The organism is Bifidobacterium sp. UBA6881 (genome assembly GCA_002451435.1).
In the GTDB taxonomy this organism is placed as follows: Bacteria; Actinomycetota; Actinomycetes; order Actinomycetales; family Bifidobacteriaceae; genus Bifidobacterium.
Genome location: DKCF01000031.1, coordinates 10976 through 17514, shown reverse-complemented (window position 1 = coordinate 17514; position 6539 = coordinate 10976). Strand labels below are relative to the sequence as shown.

6 protein-coding genes and 1 tRNA gene are annotated in these 6539 nt (G+C 62.7%); 2 read left to right on the top strand and 5 right to left on the bottom strand.

Going from position 1 to position 6539, the window contains the following annotated elements; translation table 11 throughout:
• Positions 1 to 1142 (bottom strand): amino acid permease (locus tag B3C64_RS02475; protein ID WP_291533497.1); only part of this gene is annotated, 1142 nt, incomplete at its 3' end.
• A 383-nt stretch (positions 1143 to 1525) separates the two neighbouring features.
• Between B3C64_RS02475 and B3C64_RS02470 the strand changes: the two genes are divergently transcribed.
• A complete protein-coding gene (locus B3C64_RS02470; RefSeq protein WP_291533494.1) occupies positions 1526 to 2533 on the top strand; it encodes a glycerophosphodiester phosphodiesterase family protein in 1008 nt (335 codons plus the stop codon).
• Between the two features lie 137 nt (positions 2534 to 2670).
• On the opposite strand, the gene B3C64_RS02465 is transcribed toward B3C64_RS02470, so the two are convergent.
• Complete coding sequence (locus tag B3C64_RS02465) at positions 2671 to 3060, bottom strand: Rid family detoxifying hydrolase (RefSeq protein ID WP_291533493.1); 390 nt, start codon at positions 3058 to 3060, stop codon at positions 2671 to 2673.
• Between the two features lie 222 nt (positions 3061 to 3282).
• A tRNA-Arg gene (locus B3C64_RS02460) sits at positions 3283 to 3358 on the bottom strand.
• Between the two features lie 141 nt (positions 3359 to 3499).
• Here B3C64_RS02460 and B3C64_RS02455 point away from each other — a divergent pair.
• Complete coding sequence (locus B3C64_RS02455; RefSeq protein WP_291533491.1) at positions 3500 to 4114, top strand: hypothetical protein; 615 nt, start codon at positions 3500 to 3502, stop codon at positions 4112 to 4114.
• Between the two features lie 284 nt (positions 4115 to 4398).
• Here B3C64_RS02455 and B3C64_RS02450 read toward each other — a convergent pair whose 3' ends face one another.
• Positions 4399 to 5367 (bottom strand): tetratricopeptide repeat protein, encoded by a 969-nt coding sequence (locus B3C64_RS02450; protein WP_291533489.1) that lies wholly within the window; start codon positions 5365 to 5367, stop codon positions 4399 to 4401.
• 45 nt (positions 5368 to 5412) lie between these two features.
• Positions 5413 to 6414, bottom strand: coding sequence for a hypothetical protein (locus B3C64_RS02445; RefSeq protein WP_291533496.1), 1002 nt, complete (start codon positions 6412 to 6414; stop codon positions 5413 to 5415).
• Positions 6415 to 6539 lie beyond the last annotated feature (125 nt).

Genomic DNA, 6539 nt, shown 5'->3' with positions numbered 1-6539 from the left:
TCGGCCAGCCACTGCCGACGGAACCGCACATGGCATACGCAGACCGACGCCCACACGACCAACGTCGCCAGTCCGGAAACCGCCACCAAGGCCAGATACACCGTCGAGGCGGCGACCACGGACGACAGCAGCGCCAGCAGCGATCCCGCCATGCTGAACAGCACGGCGAACACCGGAACGCCATGGAAATTCGTCTTCGCCAGCGCGTGGGGGATCATCCGCTCCTGGGCGAGCGACCACACCATGCGCGAGCATACGTACAATCCCGAATTCGCGGCGGACAGCACCGCCGTGAGCACGACGAAGTTCATCACGTCGCCGGCGAACGGCATGCCGATCGATTGGAACACCAGCACGAACGGGCTGGTGTCGACGCCCGACTTGTGCCATGGAATCAACGCCGCCATGACGGCGATCGAGCCGATGAAGAAAATCGCCAGACGCAGCACCGTGGTGTGCACTGCCTTGGGGATGGCCTTCGACGGATCCTTCGTCTCCCCCGCCGCGACGCCGACGACCTCCGTTCCGGAGAACGCGAACACCACGGTCAGCAATGTCGAGAAGATCGGCAGTATGCCGTTCGGCAGCCAACCATCGTTGTAGAAATTCCCGAACAGCGGCGCATGGTCGTATCCGGAGATCGGGATCGCGCCGAATATGGCGAGCAGTCCGATCACGATGAACGCGATGATGGCGAACACCTTGATGGAGGCGAACCAGAACTCCGATTCGCCGTAGAGCCGCACCGACAGGATGTTGAGCAGGAACACGACCGCGATGAACGCCGCCGACCACACCCATGTGGGCGAATGCGGGAACCACCGTTGCATGAGCAGTCCGGCCGCGGTGAATTCCGAGGCGAGCGCCACGGCCCAGTTGAGCCAGTACAGCACGGCGATGGTGAACGCCGTGCCGGGGCCGATGAAGCGCTTCGCATACAGGTGGAAGCTGCCGGCATACGGCATCGCCACGGAAAGCTCGCCGAGGCTGAGCATCACGAAGTAGACGAGTATGGAGCCGATGGCGTAGGCGACAATCGCGCCGAGTGGTCCCGCCTGGTGGATGGTGTAGCCGGAGCTCAGAAACAGACCGGTGCCGATGACGCCGCCCAGGGAGATCATCGTCAGATGGCGGGTCTCCATCTTGCGCTCGAGTCCGCCCTGCGCCTCGGCGGTCGCCTCGCCATGGTCTTCGGCTGTTGTCTGCGTTTCGGCATCTTTGGCGTTCGAATCGGCCATGCGCGGCAGCTCCTTCAATACTTGGCTGGGCACGGCTTCCGTTCGACCGGCGCCCGAAACCACCACTATACGGGAGCCTCGGAATCATCGGATTCCGGGTTCACATATCGTATGGCGCGCATCCGTTTTGAGATTGCCGTCGCATACTGTGCCGTGTATCGTTTGGTTCCTCTTCATCGAGCCCATCTTCATCGAATCCGTCATCGGATGCGATTCGATGGGCTCCGTCGGGGAACGTCATGCAAAGAAGGCCGATTATGCTCAGGCATGGTTTCCATGGAATATTCATGGCGCTGCTGGTCGTGGCGGGAATGCTGTTCGCCCATGCGGCGTGGATTCGCGCCGATGACGCGCTTGCGGATTCCGCGCCGCGTCGCCAGCACGGTCCGGTCATCATCGCGCATCGCGGCGACACCGACCATGCGCCCGAGAATTCGTTGCAATCGATTCGCGCGGCCGGCAGGGCGCATGCCGATTACGCGGAGATCGACGTGCGGCTGACCGCCGATGGCAGGCCGGTGGTGTTCCACGACCGTGCGACGGGCCGGCTATCGTGCGATGGCGTCAATCGGAGGATCAACCGGCTGACGTTCCGTCGGCTTTCCTCCATGCCGATGGATACGCGGCGGATGCCGAACGATGACTTTCATGTGCCGTCGCTGGTCCAGGCCATCAGGACCGCCGAGCGGTCGAACGATCATCTGGGCCTGCTGCTCGACATGAAGACCGATGACCGCCATGCGGCGCGTCTGGTGCGCATCGTGGATGGAACCGTCCGGCGGACGGGATTCGCCCGCCGCGCGATGTTCATGTCGACGAGCCGCCGGGCGGTGGATCTGATTTTGGCGCGGCATCCGCGTTGGAAGGTCGGCTGGTGCCTGAGCGGCCGGGCGGAGCAGGTGGATTGGCGTCAGCGCATGGACTTCGTGGTGATCCGCTCCCGTGAGGTCACCCGTCGGTTCATGCGCGGCGCGCGGGCGCACGGCGTCGCCGTGTACGTCGGCAAGGCGGATGACCGGTACGACGTGTGCCGCGCGCTGCGGTTGGGCGCGCGTGGATTGCTCAGCGACAGCATGCACGATGCGGTTCCTTCGGTGCGCGCATATCTCGACCATGATTCCACGCATGTCGAACAGGCTCCGCGCGCCGTGACACGACGGCCGGATTCCGAGGATTCCAAGCCGCGTGCGAACCGTTCCACGCCACGCACGAAGCGTTCCACGCCGTCCATGCCGCGATCCGTGCAATCGCCGCGCGACGGCGCGCAGAACCGGCAGGACCGGCAAGCCGCGTGAATCACACGAATCATGTAAATCGCGCCGAATAGCGCATATACGTGATTCGGGTCCGCACGCCGCATGGCATGCGAACCCGAATCACAGGAATTTCGGCGAACGTCGGCAGGAAGCGACCGTCCGCCCGGTAACATCGCTCAGAGCGCGGCGATGGCGTCGATCTCGACGAGCGCGCCCTTCGGGATGTTGTTGCCGCCGAACGCCACGCGGGCCGGCTTCACGGAACCGGTGAACGTCTTCGCGTACACATCATCCACCTCGTGGAAGTCATCGACGTTCTTCAGGTAGATGGTGGCGCGGCACACGTTCTCCAGGCCGCTTCCCGATGCGTCGAGGATGTTCTTGATGTTCTTCAGCGCCTGCGCGGCCTGTTCGCCGGCGCTGGCTCCGGCCAGTTCGCCGGTGGCCGGGTTGATGCCCAGCTGGCCGGAGACGAACACGAATCCGTTGGCCTTCACCGCCTGGCTGTATGCGCCGAGCGCCGCCGGAGCCTCGGAGGTCGCCACTGCTTCCAGCTTGTTGCTCATGATGCTTCTCCTTATGTACGAGGGTATTCGCGTACTCAAAGTGTACCCATGCGAATGGGGAACGGCATCGCAGGCTTCCATGAATCGATACGGGCCGGTATGAACCGCGTGGAATGAACCACACGAGCCATAGGAAACGAAGCGGGCCGCTTGGCATGAATCACATGCGAGCCACATATAAAAACCGCGCCCACCGACGGATGTCGATGGGCGCGGAGCCTCTGGTGGGCTTGATGGGGATCGAACCCACGACCTTCTGTTCCGGAGACAGACGCTCTATCCGCTGAGCTACAAACCCGTGCAGCAATCTACTTTACACGCTCGCCGCGCGGAAGCGACACGAAGTCCAAAACAACACGCAGACCGAAGCTTCCGACATCACTGTGATTTACCGGCGTATATGGCTACACTGACGCTAGGAGCAAAGTTTGGACACATCATGGACAATTTCGAGCACACACGTCGATTCTTCTGCCGCGCGCTGCCCATCGAGCTGGATGATTGGGACAGCCCGACGCTGATCATACAAAGCTACTATGTGCACGATGGCGGTTACGCGCTTCGCGTCCGGTTGAAGACACGGAACGTCCGGCTTGCCATGACTCCCGATCTTCAGCCCTTGGAGATTCTGCAACGCTATCAGGACGATTTCCGCTCCGGCTCCATCAGCGTGAAGGGCCCTTCGGTGGGCGGAACCCGATATGAGGCGAGCCGGGACATCGACGCGCGCATCGCCGCGGAGCTCATCAAGCGCGGCGGCGAGGTGACCATCAAAAACCGTTTCACCGATTGGATCGAAGAAGACGGGTGGAACATCGACGTGTTCGGAGGGGCCAATGCCCCGCTCATCATCGCCGAGGCGGAACGCATCGGTCCGGTCATCAATCTCGCCATCCCGAAATTCTGCGTCACGGAAATCACCGACCAAGCGCGGTTCAGCAACGAGGGATTGGCCGCGAACCCCTATTCCGCATGGCGCGCGGACTTCGAACGGGAACTCGAAACGGATGGACCGCGGTTCCTCGACTACTTCGGCGTCAATCGCATGGAGTGAACGGACCGCGACCGCGGAAACCGACAGGTCGGCATGCGCCAGAGAAGCCGCCAGAATTCCCATGACGCCCATATATGGCCGAAAATGACCGAAATTCCCTAAACCATGGTTACGGCATCATGACCGTGGACGCGACCGCCGAAAACGGCAATCATGCACCGGACATGGCTCTTAACGACAAAGGTGGTGCGCCTTCAGGCACACCACCTTTCATGCATCCATCGCGACATCCGGCGGCCGTGCGGCACGGAACGGCGGACGCGCGAGTCGCAGCTTGGCACGTCCTAGTACAGCAACGTGGCCAGACGGCGGCGAGCGCGCTTCAGACGTTCGTCGGTCGGCTCCGGAATCGTGAAGTACTCCAGCAGACGCTGGCGCACCGGCTCGATGTCGGCCTTGTGCCCATCCGCGACGAAATCGAGCAGACGGTCGAACGCGTCCTGGATCTGGCCGCCGATCATATCGACATCGGCGACGGCGAGCTGCGCGTTCACGTCACCCGGATTGTCGGCCGCGGCGGCACGCACCTCACGCACGTTCGCATTCGCGGAACGGGCCAGCAGCAACGCCTTCGCGTGCTCACGGGCCGCGCGTGCATCGTTCGGATCGGCCTCCAGCACTTTCGCGTAGGCTTCCGCGGCACCTGCGTAATCGCCCTGCTGGGCAAGCATATAGGCCTCCTGATGTTCCGGAGGAACCTCGTCCTGGGCGCTGGCCGCGGATGCGGAATTCGCCGCGTCGGAATCCGGATCGCCCGAATACGGGGCGGAACCGGTCACGCCGGCCTGCTGCGCCGCCGCGATCAGCTTCGGAATCACCGTATCGGTGATCTGCTGCAGTTCCTCGTCGGACGGCAGTCCCTGCAGAATCGGCATCGGACGGCCGCCGATCAATCCGAACAACGCCGGAGCGCCCTGCACCTGGAACGCCTGGGCGATTGACGGGCTGGAGGCGATGTCGATACGCGACAGCTGAATCTGGCCGTTCAGCTTGTTCACCGCTTCGCCCAGCTTGCGGGCCATGTCGAACAGGCGGTCGTCGGTGGGCACCCACAACAGCAGCAGAATCGGGAACGTGGCCGAAGTCTGCACCATCGCCTGGAACGTGCCCTCCGTCGTATCGATGACGTAGCCGCCCGCGGCCGGCGCGCCGCCGGCCTGGCCCGGCTCCGCCTTCACCTGATGCTTGAGTGCCTCCAAATCGACGGCTCCCGCCAACGAAACCCCTGGATTGAATGGCTTTTGTTCTGCCATATATGCCTCCCTGTCAACAATCAATACATTCAGCGAAGACGAGCGTCAGAGCGCCTCGACCTTCACCGGCTGCCGTTCGGAACCGACCGCGGTGATCTTCGCGCCGTGACCGGCCTGCGGAATGTACAGCGCCACCACGTTCACATACGTGGTCTTCATGGTGCTCGTGGCCGTGCCGTCACCGAACAGCGCCTTTTCCGCATCGGAGGCCGGCTGGGATTCTCGTCCCTCGCCAGCCGCACGGGTCCATTCGGAATCGATCTGCGCCACGACCAGATCGCCGCCATCGGCGGTGCGCATCACGCACATCGCGTCCTCCACCGGCGTGAACGTCTGCTGCTGCGTGCCGGCGTTCAATTCCATGGCCTTCTGCACCTGTTCGGTCAGCGCCTCGAGTTTGGTGCGCAAATCGTCATCGGCGAATTGGGAGGCGTACTTGCTGTTCGCGTTGTTCTGCAGCAGATCGGCGTAGGCCGCGACGGCTTCCTTGGGCTTCATCACGAGGCCGGAATCGTCGGCTGAGCCCTGCTGGCTGCCGGTGCTGGCGATTTCGAAGCTCGGCATCTTCACGCCGGAGAACAGTCTCGCGACGCCCCACAGTTTGTAGTTCTGGTGGGCGGAATCCTGCTTCAGCACCAACAGACGTTTGGACTGCTGGTCTTCGGTGGTCGAGGTGATGGAGAATATCGTGCGCGGCCAGCCGGAATCGGTGGAGATCACCGCCTGGGCCAGACCTGTCGGAATCGTGGTCTTCCGGTCGAGATTGTTGGTCGCCTTCGCCACGTTCAGTTCGCTGGTGCGGATGTCGAGTTCAGGGCCTTCCAGAACCGTCGAGAGATTGTCGGTGTCGCGGTTCGCGTTGAGCTGATCCAGCGTTTTGACGATATTCGTGCGGATCGTCTTCTCTTGCCGTTCCGTCAGATTCGGCACCGGCTTCTGCGATGACGCGGCGGACGGCGTGGGCAACTGCCCTTCGCATCCGCCCATGCCGATGACCAGACCCGCGGCAAGCATGGCAGCCGCGACCATATGGAAACGCTTCCCCATCATTCGGCCTCCTTCTTGCCGCTTTCGTCCGTTTCATCGGAATCGGAGGATTCCTCCGTTCCTTCGGACTCGCCGTCCGTTTCTTCAGACTCGTCATCTGTCCGTTCGGACTCATCAGCGTCGGA

What these genes read in the sequence shown, in the direction of transcription:
- B3C64_RS02445 (WP_291533496.1), bottom strand. Translation starts at nt 6,414, where the DNA reads ATGGGGAAGCGTTTCCATATGGTCGCGGCTGCCATGCTTGCCGCGGGT.
- B3C64_RS02465 (WP_291533493.1), bottom strand. Translation starts at nt 3,060, where the DNA reads ATGAGCAACAAGCTGGAAGCAGTGGCGACCTCCGAGGCTCCGGCGGCG.
- B3C64_RS02450 (WP_291533489.1), bottom strand. Translation starts at nt 5,367, where the DNA reads ATGGCAGAACAAAAGCCATTCAATCCAGGGGTTTCGTTGGCGGGAGCC.
- B3C64_RS02455 (WP_291533491.1), top strand. Translation starts at nt 3,500, where the DNA reads ATGGACAATTTCGAGCACACACGTCGATTCTTCTGCCGCGCGCTGCCC.
- B3C64_RS02470 (WP_291533494.1), top strand. Translation starts at nt 1,526, where the DNA reads ATGGCGCTGCTGGTCGTGGCGGGAATGCTGTTCGCCCATGCGGCGTGG.